15 protein-coding genes are annotated in these 16,438 nt (G+C 55.4%); 4 read left to right on the top strand and 11 right to left on the bottom strand.

All coding sequences use genetic code 11. The annotated features are described in order from the left end of the window. The first annotated feature begins 116 nt into the window (after positions 1–116). Positions 117–1,340 (top strand): hypothetical protein, encoded by a 1,224-nt coding sequence (locus JUF21_RS03980; protein WP_203623661.1) that lies wholly within the window; start codon positions 117–119, stop codon positions 1,338–1,340. A gap of 300 nt (positions 1,341–1,640) precedes the next feature. Here JUF21_RS03980 and JUF21_RS03975 read toward each other — a convergent pair whose 3' ends face one another. Further along, entirely contained in the window at positions 1,641–2,672 is a 1,032-nt protein-coding gene (locus JUF21_RS03975) for a Gfo/Idh/MocA family oxidoreductase (protein ID WP_203623660.1), read from the bottom strand. A 168-nt stretch (positions 2,673–2,840) separates the two neighbouring features. Between JUF21_RS03975 and JUF21_RS03970 the strand changes: the two genes are divergently transcribed. Then, positions 2,841–3,926: an LPXTG cell wall anchor domain-containing protein gene (locus JUF21_RS03970; RefSeq protein WP_203663161.1), complete on the top strand. Its 1,086-nt coding sequence runs from the start codon at positions 2,841–2,843 to the stop codon at positions 3,924–3,926. Positions 3,927–3,980: 54 nt separating this feature from the next. On the opposite strand, the gene JUF21_RS03965 is transcribed toward JUF21_RS03970, so the two are convergent. The 4 genes from JUF21_RS03965 to JUF21_RS03950 form a co-directional block, all read right to left on the bottom strand. Next, positions 3,981–4,310 (bottom strand): AzlD domain-containing protein, encoded by a 330-nt coding sequence (locus JUF21_RS03965; protein WP_203623658.1) that lies wholly within the window; start codon positions 4,308–4,310, stop codon positions 3,981–3,983. Next, entirely contained in the window at positions 4,303–5,010 is a 708-nt protein-coding gene (locus tag JUF21_RS03960) for an AzlC family ABC transporter permease (protein ID WP_203623657.1), read from the bottom strand. The genes JUF21_RS03965 and JUF21_RS03960 overlap by 8 nt, the downstream gene beginning before the upstream one ends. 585 nt (positions 5,011–5,595) lie before the next feature. Then, entirely contained in the window at positions 5,596–7,068 is a 1,473-nt protein-coding gene (locus tag JUF21_RS03955) for an FAD-dependent oxidoreductase (protein ID WP_203623656.1), read from the bottom strand. Positions 7,069–7,204: 136 nt separating this feature from the next. Beyond that, entirely contained in the window at positions 7,205–8,434 is a 1,230-nt protein-coding gene (locus tag JUF21_RS03950; RefSeq protein WP_203623655.1) for a neutral/alkaline non-lysosomal ceramidase N-terminal domain-containing protein, read from the bottom strand. A 138-nt stretch (positions 8,435–8,572) separates the two neighbouring features. Between JUF21_RS03950 and JUF21_RS03945 the strand changes: the two genes are divergently transcribed. Further along, complete coding sequence (locus JUF21_RS03945) at positions 8,573–9,904, top strand: PTS sugar transporter subunit IIC (protein WP_203623654.1); 1,332 nt, start codon at positions 8,573–8,575, stop codon at positions 9,902–9,904. An 89-nt stretch (positions 9,905–9,993) separates the two neighbouring features. Next, a complete protein-coding gene (locus JUF21_RS03940; protein ID WP_203623653.1) occupies positions 9,994–10,785 on the top strand; it encodes a MurR/RpiR family transcriptional regulator in 792 nt (263 codons plus the stop codon). 263 nt (positions 10,786–11,048) lie between these two features. Here JUF21_RS03940 and JUF21_RS03935 read toward each other — a convergent pair whose 3' ends face one another. The 6 genes from JUF21_RS03935 to JUF21_RS03910 are packed head-to-tail and all read right to left on the bottom strand — an operon-like array spanning position 11,049 to position 16,410. Beyond that, positions 11,049–12,047 carry a sugar kinase gene (locus JUF21_RS03935; RefSeq protein WP_203663159.1) on the bottom strand — a complete coding sequence of 333 codons (999 nt, stop codon included), beginning with the start codon at positions 12,045–12,047 and terminating at the stop codon, positions 11,049–11,051. Between the two features lie 33 nt (positions 12,048–12,080). After that, positions 12,081–12,830, bottom strand: a complete 750-nt coding sequence (locus JUF21_RS03930; RefSeq protein WP_203663157.1) for a KDGP aldolase family protein — start codon at positions 12,828–12,830, stop codon at positions 12,081–12,083. After that, complete coding sequence (locus tag JUF21_RS03925; protein WP_203663156.1) at positions 12,830–13,939, bottom strand: DgaE family pyridoxal phosphate-dependent ammonia lyase; 1,110 nt, start codon at positions 13,937–13,939, stop codon at positions 12,830–12,832. The genes JUF21_RS03930 and JUF21_RS03925 overlap by 1 nt, the downstream gene beginning before the upstream one ends. Further along, positions 13,932–15,050, bottom strand: coding sequence for an amidohydrolase/deacetylase family metallohydrolase (locus JUF21_RS03920; protein ID WP_203623649.1), 1,119 nt, complete (start codon positions 15,048–15,050; stop codon positions 13,932–13,934). The genes JUF21_RS03925 and JUF21_RS03920 overlap by 8 nt, the downstream gene beginning before the upstream one ends. After that, on the bottom strand, positions 15,047–16,147 hold the full coding sequence (locus JUF21_RS03915) for a DUF871 domain-containing protein (protein WP_203663154.1): 1,101 nt from the start codon (positions 16,145–16,147) through the stop codon (positions 15,047–15,049). Before JUF21_RS03915 ends, JUF21_RS03920 begins: the two co-directional genes overlap by 4 nt. Further along, positions 16,144–16,410 carry a hypothetical protein gene (locus JUF21_RS03910; protein ID WP_203623647.1) on the bottom strand — a complete coding sequence of 89 codons (267 nt, stop codon included), beginning with the start codon at positions 16,408–16,410 and terminating at the stop codon, positions 16,144–16,146. The genes JUF21_RS03915 and JUF21_RS03910 overlap by 4 nt, the downstream gene beginning before the upstream one ends. Positions 16,411–16,438: the final 28 nt, after the last annotated feature.

Genomic DNA, 16,438 nt, shown 5'->3' with positions numbered 1-16,438 from the left:
TAACAGGCTTCCTTTGTACTTACTCAGGACGTATTTTTTGAGTCCCCTCTATCCGTGGGTATATAGTCGATTTATACAGGCAACGCGACTGTCACCGACTGAGCGAGGTGGTTGAATTGATTATAAAAGCTGCAAACGAGATACCTCTGGATGAGATCGTGGCGTGCCACACCAACATTGGCATCGAGGTGGAGAAGGTCCGCGTCGATCCGGAGAACCGGCTGAGCGAGCGACCGTTCCCCGCCAACTTCAATGCTGACATGCGTGATTTTGTCGAGCACGAATTCTTCAACGCGCAGATCGAGTTCGCGCTGCCGTTCGAACCTGTCGTCGACAAAAACCTCGCGCGCGGGGAACAGATTATTCGCGCAGCCGCGAGCCACCTGGCACCAGACGAACGGCTCTGGCCATACAGCTGTCCCCCACCACTGTCAGAGATGCTGGCGCAAAAGCATATCTCCAGGCAGCCAACAGAAACTTATGACTACCGAGAGCGCCTCAGTCACATCTATGATCTGCGCCGCATTCTCAACACTGGCATCCACATCAACCTCAGCTTCAGCGAGCAGGCGCTGACCGAGCTGCTTCGGCTGACGGACTTTACGACGACCGATGAGCTTTACGTGCACTTGGCGCAATACTTCATGCTCCACCGCTGGCTGTTCACGTATCTCTTCGGCGCGACCCCGCTGGCGTTTGCCGGGTATTTCCCGGGTGATGCGCCAACGCACCCAGTCCGCAGCCTTCGCAGCAGCCCGTTGGGTTTCCCGACCAACATCCACGGTGACTACCACTCAGTTTCGGGCTATGTTGCTCGCATCGAAAAGGCGCTCGAAAAGGGTGAGCTGCTGGCGCCAGGCCAGTACTACGAACCAGTGCGGCTGAAAAGTAAAGTGGGCAAAGACCCACGCGCGCTGTTGACCGAAGGTGTGTCCCACCTTGAGCTGCGCGGCTTCGACCTGAATCCCAACACCGCCACCGGCGTCGCCGCGGATCAGCTGCGGCTGGTCCAAAGTTTGGCCCTCTTTTTCGCCACTCAGCCGGTCCTCGAAGCCGACGAATTCGAGGTGCGCCTGGCGGAGTCGCGAATCCTCAACAATCAGATTGCGCTGGAGGACCCGCGAGACAACTCGATCTGTCAGGAACGGGCAATCGGCCTTCTCTCTCGGCTCTGCGATTTCGCTCGGTATAACCACTTCCCGGCAGCGTATCAACAGGCCATTGCGCACTACCTGGACGCCAGCATCGACACACGCGCCAGCCTCAGCTACACCGTCTGGCAGCAGCTCGCCAAGATTGACGACCCCGTCGCGGCTGATGCTTGCGCCATATTTTTCTAACTTCAAACGACCTAAACTAATGCATGCGTCATCCCAACCTGAGGGTGACGCTTTTTGATTGCAAAATAAAAAAGCAACGGTTACCCGCTGCTTCGCTATCTTTCCTAATAGGAGGAGGAAAAGATGGTAAGAAAGGACGCTTGGAACTGGTGTCTCTTATTGGAGGTTGCTTATGTCTTGCATAAATATAGTTTACCAGATGAACGGCAATTTATGCAAGCGCTTTCTGCGCTTTTCTCAATCACACTTTGGGTTCGGTCGCCCGCTACACGAAAAAATCCCCGCCTCAGCGGGACCTCTCTACAACGTTGCCTCAAGCTGCTCGGCGCCTTGTTCCAGCAGCGTCATCAGCGTGATGGTCTGCTCCGGCGTGACCACCGGCACGGCGCCATTTTCCAAAGTGTCGACCAGCGCCTCGTAATACTTCTGGTAGCCGCCGACCTCAGAGACGACCTTTTCCTCGTGGTATTGGCCCGCGTCGTCCAGGTAGGACAGCGTCCCATACTGGTCCGGCCGGTCGACGCCGAAGTCGGGATGGTCAGGCCCCGGCATGTAGAACTTTTTCATCATGGCTTCCTGCTGGTCGGTTTCCTGCTTCAGGAAGCGGCCGCGGGTGCCGTACACCACAAACGACGGGCGGTAATTCAACCGGAAGAAGCTCGACTTGACCGACACCTTCAAGCTGTCTGGGTAGTGCATGCCGATGTCGAAATAATCGGCCATGTGGTCCGGCCCCAGCAGCTGGCGCACGTCGTAGTCGACGCTGACCGGCGTGCCCCAGTAAGACAGCACCTGGTCCATTGTGTGCACAGCGTGGCCGTACAGGAAGCTGCCCAGCCGCGAGTACCCGGTACTTTTTTCCACGGCAGCGGCGCGGTAGTAGTCAAAATTATCCTCGACTTCGTAAACCTTACCCAGCTTGCCGGACTCGATCACCTTCTGCACGGTGAGAAAGTCCGAGTCGAAACGCCGGTTCTGGTAGCCTTCCAGCAGCAGCCCCTTTTGCTTGGCGTGGTCGAAAAGTTCGCGCGCCTCGTGGGCCGTGGCCGTGAATGGCTTTTCCAGCAGAACGTTCTTGCCATGGTCCAGCGCGGCTTTGGCGAGCTCAAAATGGGCCTGCGGCGGCGTGGTGATCGCAACCAGCTGAATCTCCGGGTCGTCCCAGATATCGTTGATGTTAGTGGTGTATTTAACGTCTGGGAGCTTGGCCCACGGCGAGTCATCGTGCCGCGCGTAAATCGTCTTCACCCGAATGTCTTTCACCTGCCGCGAAAACGGCAAGTGATAGCGATTCGTCGCCTTGCCGTTGCCGATATAAGCCATTGTGATCATCGTATTACCTCCCATGAAATCGTTCACGTTAACTTTAGTCGAACCGGCGCGAAAATACAAAAGTCACGGCGAATGAGAGGGACATGAAACTTCAATTGCGGCTCGCTTAAAACGGGTAAATTGGTCTAGACTACCTGTTACAATCCCCCTGATAGGAGGTTTATACATTTGAAAAAGCGTACGTTATTCACCGCCGTTAGCGTCCTGGCGCTGCTCGGCGTTTCACCATTGACCACACAAATCGTTCACGCAGCAACATCCGCCACGACCCGGACAGTCGCTGCGGGCGACGCGTCAGTGCTGTATCCCAGCAGCTTTAACGTCAAAATCGAAGGCGTCGGTCACAACTCCGATGTGATGAAGGTGACTGCCGACAAAACTTACCAAGGCACCTGCACCGTGGGTTATTATGGCGCCGATGGTCGACTGCCACTTGAGCACATGACACTCGTCTCAGACAATCCGAACGTGAAAATGACAGTTGTCAGCGTCACGGCTGAAGACCCAATGGCACCCGGCGGCCGTTTCACAATCCATTTCACCATCTCAGTTCACGGCGAAACGAGCACGGCGCCCGTTGTCTCATACATTCACATTGAGCGCACCGATGGCGGCAAAATGACCAGCTACGGCCACGGCCAAACTTTCGTCATTGTCGCACAGAGCACGCCGGAAAAGCCGGAACCAAAACCTGAACCCAAGCCAGAACCCAAACCTGAACCGAAACCGGAGCCTAAACCTGAGCCAAAGCCTGAGCCGAAGCCCGATCCAAAACCCGAACCAAAGCCAGATCCAAAACCCGAACCAAAACCGGAACCAAAACCTGAATCGAAACCGGAACCAAAACCTGAACCGAGACCTGAACCAAAACCGGAGCCAAAACCTGAACCGAGACCTGAACCAAAACCAGAGCCAAAACCTGAACCGAGACCTGAACCAAAACCAGAGCCAAAACCTGAACCTGAACCAGTACCTGAGCCGAAACCGGAGCCTAAACCAGAACCAAAACCGGCGCCAAAACCTGAAACAAAACCTGAGCCGAAGCCTAAACCAAAGTCAACGCCCGGTCTTACGCCTAATCCTAGTCCGATTCGTTCCTTTCCAACCAAGCAGTCCGCCAATTCTAGGCACACTTTGAATAACCAGAACCAGCTGCCGCAAACAGGTGACCAACCCAATATTGCCATCACCACCTTTGGCTTGATCACCCTGCTGAGCACAGTACTCGCATTTTTCCGTAAGCACAAAGCTTAATGACCAATCAAAATGGCCCTATCTCTGCAACGAAACGCAGAGATAGAGCCGTTTTCATCCCCAACCGAGCAGGCGAATCAGCGCCATCGCGACAACGCCGACAATCACGACCGCAAGCAGGCTCTTGGAAACAACCGCCGTGATCACCGCCGGCACCGACGCCAGCAGGTTTTCCCAGTTGATGCCCGGCCAGGCACCTCGGTGATAAACGAAGATATTTTCAGCAATGATTGCGGCGAAAATCGCAATCGGGACAAACGAGAGGAATTGCACCAGCGGCTTCGGGAATCGGAACGCCTTCGCCAGGATCAGCGGCACGACTTTTAACAGCCACAGCGCAAACCCGCACGCGAGGATCGTCATCAGGACATATGAATTAGACATGCGCGCGCTCGACCCCCATTCCAATCAGGCAGCCGGCCACTGTCGCGATCAGCATCGCCGTCGACCCCGGGAAAAAACGCATCAGCACATACATCATCACCATGACCACAACCACGATCTGGGCCTGGCGCACCAGTGGCTTACTGCGGTCGCCAATCATTTGCAGGTACAAGAGCCCGATGAACATCGCCACCGCGGCAAAATCCAGCCCAAACGCGTTGGGATTCGGGATCAGCCCGCCGAGCAGCGCCCCGACCACCGTCGCCAGCATCCACACGAGGTACGCGCCGACGTTGGCCGCATGAAACCACGCAGGCTTCAGCTTGTGGTCCGTGTAGTTGACCTTATTCATCGACAGCGCAAAGGTCTCGTCGGTCAAAAGTGTCCCAATCATGATGTTTTGCAGCAGTGACTCTTCTTTAATGTACGGCGCGACCGTCATACTCATCAGACTCATCCGCGAGTTGATCAAAATGGCGGACACCAGCATCGCGCTGATGGGACTCGCGGCAGCCAGCATCGTCGCCAGTACAAACTGCACCGACCCGCCGTAGACAATCAGCGACATCAGTGCGACCAGCCACCAGGCGATGCCAGCCGTGTGCGCGACGACCCCGAACGCAAGCCCGACGCCGATGTAGCCGAACACAGTGGGCAAGACGTCCTTCAATCCCGAACGAAAAGATAAGTCACCTGTCACTGCCGTCGCCCCCCAAACCATTAAAAAGTAATTAGAATCAGTGTACCAATAATCGCGGAGGATTCAAGCAGATTCGTCGACACTTGGGCGGCGGCTGAATCGTCGGCGATGGTCACCAGTGCGCGGTGCTTCGGGCCAGAACGAAAAAATCGCTAAAGGACGATTTTAAATGTGCCGACATGTGGAAATTGAGAAAATGACACACGACAAATTTTTGAATTGGCGCAGTGAATTGTACAAACCTTTGCGCTTCATGGGGTTGAGTGTTTAATAAAAATATGAACAACATTGTCATATTCGCCAGAACAGTCGCAGTCCTTATACCATCGCGATTTGTGGGCACCGACCGCGCCAATTTGTAAATTTGTCGTGTATGCTTTTGGAAATTTGAGCATGTGGCCCCATTTTTTTGAAGCCTTTTGCGTCAAATCGCCTCTCACCGAAAAGTGTTGGTTGCGCGCCCATGAAGCGTACAAATAAGGCGTCCTGCCACCATATAAAAAAAGTCGCAGGCAATGGCTGCCATGCGACTGTTACCACTCATCACAAGTTCTTCACACCAGCGTCAGCAAGAATCGCCAGTAACTATTTCGCAATCTGCTCCCTAGCTGCTTCGCCAGCGATCCGCCCGGAATTCCAAGCGAACGCACAGCTGATGCCTTCCATCGTTGGATAAGAGGTATCGTACATCCCGTTGGCGTCATTGCCAGCGACATAGGCGCCTGGAATTGGCTTGCCATCTGTGGTCAGCACTTGCATGTGCGCATCTGTGGCCACACCACCGATGGTCCCAAGCGAGGTCGACTGCGCTTTGACCGCGTAGAACGGACCCTTTTCAACCGAAAAACGCAGATAGTCGCTCGGCTTGTAGAAGGTTTCGTCATCCTTCGCCTTCACCGCTGCATTATAATCGGTCACCGCGGCCGTTACTGTAGCAGCAGAGACGCCCAGCTTTGCCGCTAACTCGTCAAGGGTATCTGCATGGCAAGCAGCGCCTTGGGTCTCAGCATCTTCGAGATCGGCAGGAAGATCCGGGAATGGCCCCACTTGGTGCGTCACCGGTGTATGCGCGAGGCTGGTAAAGGTCCGCTCAAACGAGTCGGTCCAATCAAGCTTGTTGGCGCGCAGATAATCGACTGTCGCCTGGTCGAGCACGTAGTAATAGTACCCGCCTTGCGTGTAAGTAATGTTGCCCCACAGCGCGAAATCGTAGCAGATGCTTTCATCCACAAAACGCTCCCCACGCCGATTGAGCCAAAGAAACGGCAGATTAGTCAACGTAAAGATGGTCTGATTGTGCCACTTCGGATCTTTGGTCGATACCACAGAAGCCGCGTGGTTTTCAAAATTGCCCAGCTTGCGCGTATCCGCACCAATCGCGTTGAGCATCTTGATCCCATCACCGGTCGCCTTGCGCTCACCCATGCTATAAAGGTTCGAGGGATCGATCGCGAGGTTTGCATTGACCATCTTTTTACTGCCAATATAACCACCATCTGCGACAATCACGGCCTGGCAGCTGATGGTCCCAGTGCCATTTTTGCCATCGATTTTCACAGCGGACACGTGGCCGTCCGTTGCCGTAATCTCGGTCGCATAGGTCTCCAGCAGCAACTGGCCGCCCTTGTCCTTGAATCCTTGGGCCAGGCGATCGAACCCGGCGAACTTGTCGATGTACTGGTGGTAAACCTTGGGCCGGCCTTGGTGGACCTCTTGGGTATTATTGACCAGCTCGGTGCGCAGCCCGTGAGCCGCCAGCCAGTCGATCGTGTCGGCAGACTTGCTGAGAATGGCCTTCGTGATGGCTGGATCGGAACGGTAATGCGTATAATCCATCATTTCCGTGTAAGCTTCCTTCACGGTAAAGTCACTGCCGGCCTCTTTCTGTGCACGACTGCCAACCGCAAACAGGCCTTGGGCGCCGAACATGCCGGCACCGCCGTACTTATTGCCCTTCTCCAGTAACATGACGTGCTTTCCCGCGTCAGCCAGGGTGATTGCAGCGCCAAAACCAGCGGCACCTGCCCCAATGACAACGACATCTGTTGTATAGTCCATTTCAATGGAACCTCCTTCGCATTACCGGGTTATTGTAAGCGAAACCATTTAAAAATGCGAATACGGTTTCACAGGCAAATGAACCCTCATCAAAAAAAGAGCCTCATCTGAGGCTCTTTCTGGACTAATCTTCTCTTCACGATTCTCTTATTGCTGCCAGACTGCGCTCGGCCTGCCGAATCTTTTCGACAAATTTGTCTGCCTCACCTTTGAGAAAGACACTATTGTAGCTCTCAAAGTACTGCCCAAACTCCGCCTCGTCTACCGAATAACCCCGGTAATCATTGGCCAGTGTGATCAGCAGCGTTGGTTTACCGTCAATCGAGCGTATCGCTGATCCAAAGGCATTTACTAGCTCGCCTGGATAAGTCACGATCCGGAACCCCGGCATGTCGATTACCTCACTCGTGGTCTGAAAATGAGTATGGCCAAAGTACCTGATATGCCGATAGGTGCTCAGAAAACCAGCCAGTTCAGCGCGCCGATCTCCCGTAGCGTTGTCGTAATCGTCGTTGACCTTACGCCACAATGCGTCAGCCTGAGGCGCAGTGATGGGATCATAGTCGCTGCCAAACGGAACAATTTTGACCTGCATTTTTTCCAAAGAGACGCGTTTCTCACGATACGTCGCTAAGCTATCGACCAAGGCTTTGGCTTTAGTGTCGACTTCTGCGAAAGAACTTTCTTTGCGCGTGTAGCGCGTGCTGGTATCCCCGCAATCAGTCAACATAACCAGTGGCCTGATTCCATATACCGCCTGGTAATAATGGCGCACACCGCCAACAAGGTCAGCCGTGATCTGGGTATTTTTGGCATTCATAATGGTCGGATGCGAGCCCAACAGGAACAGGCTTGCCTGAAGCTTTTGATCTGCCGTCAGCACGACCAGCTGCACGATATCTGGGTTATAAGGAAGATCCTGCCGATTCCTGTTGGCATAAATACCTGCCGGCACCTTTGAGACACGCAGCGCCAGCTCCCCTGGGCGAGGATCTGCGGCCGCCCGCTCTGCCGCCTTGACTGCTGCTGCGGTCACCTTAGCCCAATAGCCTTCATCAATGTGGGGACTGTCTAATAGAAGATCTGTGACGGTCGGGCCGGAATGCGTATGAATCGCTGAAATGATGACCTGCTCCGGAGCTAAGTCCATCTGCTCCTGCAGTGCGCGCTTGATCCGGTCAACGCGGTAACTCGGGACCGCCACCATATCTAACGCAATGAACAGCAATCTGGTTGACTGCGCCTCCAAGTACAGCGCAGAGACAGACAAGTCGTCATGAATTCCTGTGGCGAACCGACTCTCGTACCCTTCCATCTCACAGCCAACTTCTGGATTAATGATCTCGTAGTGCGAACCTGCCAGCATTGAGAATGCCTCCTTCATACAAGGACAGTCTAAGCTAACTGAGCAAAAATATCAACTTTAAATTTATACTTGATATTTATATCAGTGCTGATATACTGACGTTGTAAAGGGTTCCAAAAGATGCTAGGAGGCATGGTTATGAAAAGCATGAACCGCTTCTTTGAAAGATTCCAGTCGTTTATGGAAGCGAAAATTGTTCCAGTTGCCAACCGCATCTCAAATCAGCGGCACTTAGCTGCTCTTCGAGACGGTCTGACAAACTTGGTTCCATACACTATCGTTGGTGGTATCGCGTTGATGATCGCAAATCCACCAGTCAACACGCAACTCGTCAAGCCGACCAACTTCTTCAACGATTTTCTGCTGGCTTGGATGAATTGGGCGCACACGTATTACAACGTTCTTACCGTGCCGTTCAACCTGTCGATCGGTGTGATCTCACTTTATGTTGTCCTTGGGGTCTCATTCCAGTTGGCTCGTTCCTACAAGATGGCCGCTTTTCCAAACGCACTGGTTGCGCTGATGACCTTCTTGGCGGTTGTTGCAACACCGGCAACCGTGAAGGGCAAGCTCCAGATCGACACCACGTTGCTGGGTTCGAATTCTATGTTCGCTGCCATTATTATCGGACTTGCTGTTATTGAAGTGAACCGCTTCTTGATCAACCATAAAATCGCAATCAAGATGCCCGCTCAAGTGCCACAGGCCGTCGCGGCACCGTTCGAGGTACTGATTCCGTTGGTCGCAAACATCTTGCTGTTTGGGGCGATCAACGGCATCATGGGCCACTTTGGGACAAACATCGGGACTTTCGTCTTCGCGGTCTTCCAGCCACTGATGCACGCTGGGGCCACGCTGATCTCCATGATGATTCTCGTCGAAGTGGCGTTGATCTTCTGGTTCTTTGGGATTCACGGGGACAACATGATTTCCGCCGTCACCACCCCTATTTTCACCGCCGGTTTGGTTCAGAACCTGCAAGAATACGCGAACCACAAGCCGCTGACCAATATCTTCGTTGGTAACTTTACCTTCATCTTTGGTGAAGCCGCCGTCTACATTGCCATTTTGGTCAGCATGCTGGTCTTTGCTAAATCTGCCAAGTTGAAGTCCCTTTCTCGCTTGGCTTGGCCTGCTACTCTGTTTAACATCAATGAGCCTCAGGTGTTCGGTGTCCCGACTGTTATGAACCTGTTCACCTTCATTCCAAGTTTCATCTGCCTGCTCTTTGATATGCCAATTGCCTACTTCGCCACAACACTTGGCTTTATGAGCAAGACAGCGATGAGTGTTCCGTGGACCCTGCCAGCACCACTGTATGCCTTGATTTCGACGCTCGACTGGCACTCACTGGTGGTTTGGTTCGTCATCTTCGCACTCGACTTTGTGATTGTCGCACCATTCATGATTGCGTACGATCGCCAGTTGATCAAGGAAGATGAGGCCGCTACCGCCCAAGCTGCTAAGTAATTGACGCTTAAGCTGACCGCCCACAAGCCTTGCCGCTTGCGGGCGGTTTAATGCTAGAATGGGGCTATCATTGACGAAGGGTGATAGCGATGGATCTGGAAGAACGTATTGGTATTTATTACACAACACTGACAAAGACTGAAAAGAAGGTCTACCAGGCGGTCTTAGCCAATCCTAAGCCATCTCTGGAGATGTCGATTCAGGATGCGGCAAAAACTTACCGCGTGTCTGTCGCTTCAATTCAGCGCTTCGTCAAGAAAGTTGGGTACCAAGGCTACCCGGAATTCAAACTTGACGTGGCCAAGTTTATCAAAGAAGACGCCCAGACGCCCGTTTCAGAAACCCGGCTTCAGCGCGTCATGCGCGGGTACGTTCAGACCTTCCAGACCCTGGCGACGCTTGACCTTGAGCCGCAATTGACCGCACTGGCAAAAGCGATGCATGCCCACCAAAGCATCAAGGCCATTGGGATCGGCAACACTGGACTGTCGGCGGAGCAGCTGGCCTACTCCATGTATTCCGAGGAGCGCTTTATTGAGCCGGTCACCGACCGGATCCGCGTAGACTATCTGAGCCAGGCGGTAACCGATCAGGACCTGTTGATCATCTTTTCCGTAACAGGTTCCACCGCCTCGTATCAGACTCTTCTGACCGCTGCCAAGCGCAAGCACGCTGCGAGCTTCCTGATCACAATGAATCAAGAAACCCCGCTTCTGCGCCTAGCAGATGAACACATCATCCTGCCCTCAACACACATCAACGATGCCAACAACACCCCGTACCAAGTCGATAACCGCACCATTCTTTACGGGTTCTCAGAGGTCATTTCGTATTACTACGCCACCAGCAAGTCACCCAAACTAAATAGTGCAAAAGCATAGTTAGACGGTGAACACGTGATGCTCAGCCGCTTACTGAGCATCACATGTTCACCGTTGATAGTCCCCTTAGGGCTGTTGGATATCCGTAACTATCCGGCAGTCCTTTTTGGTATGGAAGATTGAAATTTCCAACTTGTTCGAGCAGCTAATGCGCCCCCAGATCCTATCCGCAATGTTTCCCGTGAAACAATAAAAAGGAATCACTGCCGAATTAATTTCAGTGGTGATTCCGATGCCTTTGGTGTAACCATATCGACTAACCGCTACCGGATCAACGCCCCAGTGCCGCCGCCATGGCTGACAAACGCTTCAACCTGCTCAGCGGTTGCCAGCGGACTGTCGCCAATCTGAGCATGGGCCAGTGCGGTGCTGGCAATCGCAAACGCCAGCACCTTATCGACTGCCCACCCAGCATTTAGCCCGTGGATGATGCCGGCCGCATAAGCATCCCCGCCGCCGATGCGGTCGAGAATGGTGAGCTCCTGCTCTGCTGACCAAGTCAGCCCGGCCGGTGTGCACAGGAACCCCCGGATGTAGGTCCGGCCGTCGCGCACACTGCGCTCGGTGCCAGCAAAGGCCTGCAGCTCGTGGTCCCGAACGAACTGACTGAACAGCGTCTCATCATTCTGCTGACGGTCGTAGCCCATCAAATCGGTCAGGTCACGCCGGCTGCCGAAGACCACAGTGCTTGGCTTGAGGATACGCTCATAGTAGGCCTTCATCTGCTCATGCGTGTTCGCAGCGTTCAGCGCGACGCGGTAATTGAAGTCAAAATACACAGGCACGTGGCCCGCCGCGGCTGCATCCGCGAGGGCAAATGCCGCCTCACGTGTGCCTTCACTTAGACTCAGCGAAATGCCGCAGATATGCAGCGCATCCAGCCCGGTTAACACTCCGGCAAAATCATAATCGGCCGTGGTACTGGTCCCAAACGCGCTGGCGAGGCGATTCAGATAAGTCACCTGCTCGGCACGATTGCCAAAGCCCAGCTCCACGAAAAAGCTGCCGATGTGATCGCCGCGCCGAACGATGAAGCGATCGCTCATCCCCAAACGGCGCAGCCCTGCAGCGGCGGCGTCCCCGACTCGGTTGGCCGGCAGCGCCGACACCAGCACCGTCTCGTGTCCGAAGTGCGCCAAGCTGGCCAAAATGTTGACCCCGGTGCCCGTGAAGCTCAGCTGGACCTGGTCAGCCTGCTCCAGGAGCAACTGGTCGGGCACAGTTAGGCGCATCATCACCTCGCCAAATGCCGCAATTTTCATCGCAAATCCCTCCCCAAAGTGACGACGAACGGTTTAGGCATTCGCCAGGACTTTTTTGACGATTTCGTACAGCTTGGCGACGTCTTCCGGCCGCGTATCGCCGGTCGCTTTGTCGATGATCGAGCTGTAAACATGCGGAATGATGCGGCGCACGCCAGCGGCCACGGCAATCTGCAGAATCTCCTCGAAGTTGTCGAGCGAGATGCCACCGGTCGGTTCCAGGTCAAAATCATTATCAGCGCAGGCCTCAGCGACGGCGCGGAACTCGGCCTCGTGGGCCAAGCCCTTCATTGGAAAATACTTGATTGAAGTGCCACCCATGTCCTTCAGCAACGCGATGGCAGTTGCCACTGGGACTTCGGCGGCCGCCTGCTGACTGCTCAGCGGGCCGGTAGCGATGTTGACGGTGCCCACGTGACCCGTCGGGGAGACCAGGCCATTGATCACAGTGTCGCCTTGTCCGAGCGCGGTGCGACTGGCCCCCACGCCGGTGAACACCTGGTTGACATGCTGCGGCTGAATCGCCGCGGCCACCCGGGTCACCATGCTGCTTTGATTCGGGTCGCCAGCGCCGAGGTCAACGGAGACGGCGTTATCGATCGCCTGCTGGTACGGCTTCATGTCGGCGATCGCGGCCTCGTCCGTTGGGTAATTTTTAGTCAACACGCCCAGCACGACGTGACCCTCAGCGGCCTTGTAGCAGGCCTCAGCATTTTCCACCGAGTTAGCCAGTACGTTCAGCGCCACCCGGTCCTGATAGTAATTTGGTTTCAATCCAGCCATTAGTTTTCCTCCATGATTTGGCGTAGCCGCGCAACAATCTGCGCCATCTCGCCTTCGTCGACTGCACGGATGTCGAATTCAATGATGCCTTCGTTGGCCCGGTACTCCCGCGTGTAGATCGCGGGGTTGCCACTCTTTAAAGCCGCCGTCACCGCCTTGGCGTCCAGCGGCGCATCAGCGGCCACCTTCACGCTCGCGCGATATATCTCGCGGCCCGCACCATCCTGGGCCTGAGTCGCGGTCAGCCCGGGCACCTCGTTCAGCGCCGTTAAAAATGGCGCCAGGCGGGCCTTCATGTGTTCACCGTCCTCGGGGCCGTCCTGCAGGTACTGCTCGATTGCGGCGGTCAGCCCCAGGATGTTGTCCTTGCCAATTTTCATTGCCCGGCCGATGCCATGCGTCTGCATTTCGATCCAGTCGATGTACGGCTGCTTGCCAAACACCAGCCCAGAAGCCGGTCCTTCAATCGCCTTGGCACCAGAGAACACGACGATATCGACACCGAGCTGCACGTACTTGCGCAGGTCCTCTTCCGCCGCGGCATCAAGGATCAGCGGCAGCCCGTGCTTATGCGCTACGGTCAGCGCGTCTTCAATCGACAGCATGCTTTTCTGCACGGTGTGGTGGCTCTTCACATACAACACGGCGACGGTTTGGTCAGTGATCATCATGTCAACATGATCCGGCGTGCACATATTGGCGTACCCGGCCTCAACAACTTGCCCGACGCCAAGCTCGATCATGACCTCTTCAGGCGCGCCATAATCGACGTTGTGGCCCTTGGGCATCACGATTTCCCGCTTATTGAACCGCGGGGCGTTCGGGTGGTAAACATGATATTCGCTGCCCTGCCCGATCACGGCCGCGGTCGCCAGCGCCAGCCCGGCAGACGCCGAGTTGATCACCAGCGCGCCTTCCGCTCCCAGGAGTTTGGCGATGTGCTGGCCAGTTTTTTCGGTGAGAGCCGCCATTTCAAAAAAGTTCTGGCCGCCGACCTTCTGCGCCGCCAGCACCGTATTCGAAACTTTTGACACGCCCAGGATCGTCATCTTGCCGCTGGCGTTGATCACGTGCTTGAGTGAGTACCGCTGGTATACATCATCAGTCATGGTTGGCCTCCAATTCGTAGACGCTGCCGCCAACGATTGCATGCGTCGGCACGATCAGCGTGTCGCCGATGCGGTCGTTGTGGTTGGAATCCGTCAGCGTCGTTGTGCCCTTTTTCACTTCAAAAACCGTCACGTCGGCGTCGTAGCCGGGCGCCAAGTGGCCCTTGCTGCGCAGGTTGAAGTTAGCGGCCGGGGCGCTGGTGACCATCGGCACGACCTCGTTCAGTGAATACCCGAGCAGCAGCATTTTCTCCATTGTCGTCGCCATGTCGACCACCGGCCCGTTGGTGCGGTTCGTGTGGTAAATGTCAGTGCTCAAGGAGAACGGGTGCATGCCGGCTGCCTTGGCGACTTCCATGGTGTGGAAGTTGAAGCTGTCCGTGCCGTGGCCGACGTCAAAAATCACGCCACGGTTGTATGCCTGCCAGACAAAATTCTCGATGTTGCCCTGCGCATCCAGCATGCCATTTGGCTTGCCGTTATACGCGTGTGTCAGAATGTCGCCAGGTTCCATGAGCGCCAAGACATCGCTCAATTCCGGCGGATTCGCGCCGACGTGCGTCATCAGCGGCAGGCCGCCCAGTTCCTTCTGGATCCGCTTGCCGGCGATCAGCGGCTTGACGTCGTTGTCGATGACCACCGAGTGGCTCTCGCGCACCTTCATGCCCACGATAAAATCCGAGTACTTGGCCACGGCGTCAAACACCAGCTGGTCCTGGATCGTACTCATGTCGCCGAGCTCGTCCTGCGCCAAGATGCCGGTCTTGGAGACATTGATCATCGCGTACACGTTGGTTTTCTTAGTCTGCGCGATCGCCCGAAAGTCGCCGATGTTGTCGGCGCCGGTCGAGCCCGCGTCGATCACCGTGGTAACGCCGGTTTTGTACCCATCCTCGTCTGGATCGTCGTAGTACAGCGTCAGCTTGGGATAGCAGTGCGTGTGATCGTCGATCCAGCCGGCGGACACATAGTCGCCGTGCACATCAAGCGTGCGTGCCGCTTGAATGCCGTCCAGGTGGGCGCCAACCCCAGTGATCTTGCCGCCGTTGATTGCCAGCTCAATCGGCTCGCCGGCCGCCGTGCGCCCATTTTTGATGTAAAGCTCTGTCATGCCTCATGCCCCTCTTCAAATTGAAATTTGGTCCATGGCTTGATGAAATCCAGCAGCATCAGCTCCGCCGGGGCAATCGCGCCCACCTTGTTCTTGCGCGGATCGCGGTGCGGCGTCAGGACGACCTGCAGCTCATTTTTGTACTTGCCAAAGTCGTCGTTGCCGACCACCACATCCCCGCGTTGGAACTCACCGGTGTTGTCGTGGGCCGGGTTGGCCCGGTCCGCGTACTGCTTGCGCACCTCGGTGGAGCAGATCATGCGGTCCGTGATATCACCGCGGCGAAAATGCTGATTGGCCAGCACGATTTCACGCTCCACGGCGCTGGCACTTGGCAGCATCGTGAGCTGAAAATGTGTCTGGTACCGGTCCAGCTGGCCCAGTGCGGTCAGCTCTTCCTGGCTGGCATACGCATTACCGATGATCACATCATCGATCAGGCCGGTGGCAAACAGGTGCTTAGCCTGCACCACCAGTGGCAGGTGGCGGTGTGCTTCCAGCGTCGGCAGGCCGTCGTTGACACTCCAGGGGCCCAGTGTGCCGCTTTGAGAAGTGATGAACGCCGCCGTGCGCACGCCTTGACGCTTGAAGCGGCTGGTCGCGCTGGCGAAAAAGTCATACGGCAGCCCAGTGCCCTCCTGTGGGTAAAAATTGTGGCAGCCGTACAAAAACGGCACGTTCGCCTGGTAGCTCAAGATGTTATCAAGGTAGGCGACATCGTTGCTCATGTTGAGCTCGATGGCCAGGTGCTGCGGATTGTAGGTCAGCATGGCTTCCTTTTTGCCGTCAAAGCCCTGGTCCAGCCGAATGCCATCCGCGCCCAGCAAGGCGAAGTAGCTCAGGTCATCGTAGGAAATGCCCAACGCTTCGAAAATATTCGGCGCCACATCAAGAATGACTTCAAACCCCAGCTGCTTGGCCTCACCGATCAGCGCCTGATACTTGTGCGTCACCTGGTCCTTGCCCTCGCTGACCTCCAACATACTCATGAAGATCCGCGAGAACCCGGCCTTCGCGGCGCGCTGCAGATAGTCCTGATTAGCGGCAAAGTCGCTGTGATCTGGGTAAAGTGAAATACCGATTCTGCGTGGATTCAAACCTTCTGCCCCTTTTCCATTTTTTCAAACACGTCGCGATACTTGCCGGCGATGACCGAAGCGCCGAACACCGTGACCATGACCGGCAGCTCCCATCCCAGGTGGGCCAGCGTGCTGACAACGATGCTCAAGGCAATCAGGCCCATCTGCTGCAACGTCGTCCCGCTCGCGTTTTGCCGCCGAAGGAAGGCCGGAAACCATTTTTTCGTGACGATGATTTGGCAAACGATAAAGTACAGTCCGAACAACACCATGTAACTCATGAACATGCCTCCTTTGACTCACGCGCAG

This window comes from Lacticaseibacillus sp. 53-4 (assembly GCF_016861805.1).
Classification (GTDB): Bacteria; Bacillota; Bacilli; order Lactobacillales; family Lactobacillaceae; genus Lacticaseibacillus.
Note: the sequence above shows the minus strand (reverse complement) of the source record. Positions and strands in the feature narration are given on the sequence as shown.

What these genes read in the sequence shown, in the direction of transcription:
- JUF21_RS03950 (WP_203623655.1), bottom strand. Translation starts at nt 8,434, where the DNA reads ATGCTGGCAGGTTCGCACTACGAGATCATTAATCCAGAAGTTGGCTGT.
- JUF21_RS03975 (WP_203623660.1), bottom strand. Translation starts at nt 2,672, where the DNA reads ATGATCACAATGGCTTATATCGGCAACGGCAAGGCGACGAATCGCTAT.
- JUF21_RS03910 (WP_203623647.1), bottom strand. Translation starts at nt 16,410, where the DNA reads ATGAGTTACATGGTGTTGTTCGGACTGTACTTTATCGTTTGCCAAATC.
- JUF21_RS03930 (WP_203663157.1), bottom strand. Translation starts at nt 12,830, where the DNA reads ATGGCTGGATTGAAACCAAATTACTATCAGGACCGGGTGGCGCTGAAC.
- JUF21_RS03920 (WP_203623649.1), bottom strand. Translation starts at nt 15,050, where the DNA reads ATGACAGAGCTTTACATCAAAAATGGGCGCACGGCGGCCGGCGAGCCG.
- JUF21_RS03965 (WP_203623658.1), bottom strand. Translation starts at nt 4,310, where the DNA reads ATGTCTAATTCATATGTCCTGATGACGATCCTCGCGTGCGGGTTTGCG.
- JUF21_RS03935 (WP_203663159.1), bottom strand. Translation starts at nt 12,047, where the DNA reads ATGAAAATTGCGGCATTTGGCGAGGTGATGATGCGCCTAACTGTGCCC.
- JUF21_RS03945 (WP_203623654.1), top strand. Translation starts at nt 8,573, where the DNA reads ATGAAAAGCATGAACCGCTTCTTTGAAAGATTCCAGTCGTTTATGGAA.
- JUF21_RS03925 (WP_203663156.1), bottom strand. Translation starts at nt 13,939, where the DNA reads ATGACTGATGATGTATACCAGCGGTACTCACTCAAGCACGTGATCAAC.
- JUF21_RS03955 (WP_203623656.1), bottom strand. Translation starts at nt 7,068, where the DNA reads ATGGACTATACAACAGATGTCGTTGTCATTGGGGCAGGTGCCGCTGGT.
- JUF21_RS03940 (WP_203623653.1), top strand. Translation starts at nt 9,994, where the DNA reads ATGGATCTGGAAGAACGTATTGGTATTTATTACACAACACTGACAAAG.